Annotated in this window: 1 protein-coding gene; it reads left to right on the top strand. The window is 67.1% G+C overall.

Going from position 1 to position 557, the window contains the following annotated elements:
- Positions 1-169: 169 nt before the first annotated feature.
- The coding region (locus HHX33_RS34780; protein ID WP_182878267.1) for a substrate-binding domain-containing protein at positions 170-557 on the top strand (388 nt) is incomplete at its 3' end.

Below are 557 nucleotides of genomic sequence, written 5' to 3' on the forward strand. Positions count from 1 at the left end.
GGCTCGATCCTGGGTCTGCTGATCTTCACGGTGATCACCAACCTGTTCATCCTCAACGGGCTGAACACCGCCGACCAGCTTGTCGCCAAGGGCGTCATCATCGTCGCCGCCGTGCTGCTGCAGCGGCGAAGCCTCAAGTCACACACATAGAAAACTAGGGAGAAAAGATATGAGCAAGAACGTCGGCCGGCGTGGATTCCTGGTGAGCGGCGCCGTCCTCGGCGCGGGCGCCCTCGTCACCGCCTGCACCAGCAACGAGCCGGCCGCGCAGGCCAGCGCTCCGGCCGCGGCGCCGGCGGCGGCGGCCAGCGGCGGCAACGACGCCCCCGGCGACAAGGTCGTCATCGGCTTCTCGGCCCCGGCGGCCGACCACGGCTGGATCGCCGCGATCAGCAAGAACGCCGCGGACGCCGCCAAGCAGTACTCCGATGTGGAGCTCAAGGCGGTCGAGCCGACCAACGACATCAACCAGCAGATCTCGGCGGTGGAGTCGCTGATCCAGGCCAAGGTCAACGCGCTGGTGATCCTGCCCAACGACGGTGAGCAGCTCAACCAGG

Origin of the sequence: Microbispora sp. H10670 (assembly GCF_014161385.1) — a bacterium.
GTDB classification, from domain to species: Bacteria; Actinomycetota; Actinomycetes; order Streptosporangiales; family Streptosporangiaceae; genus Microbispora; species Microbispora triticiradicis.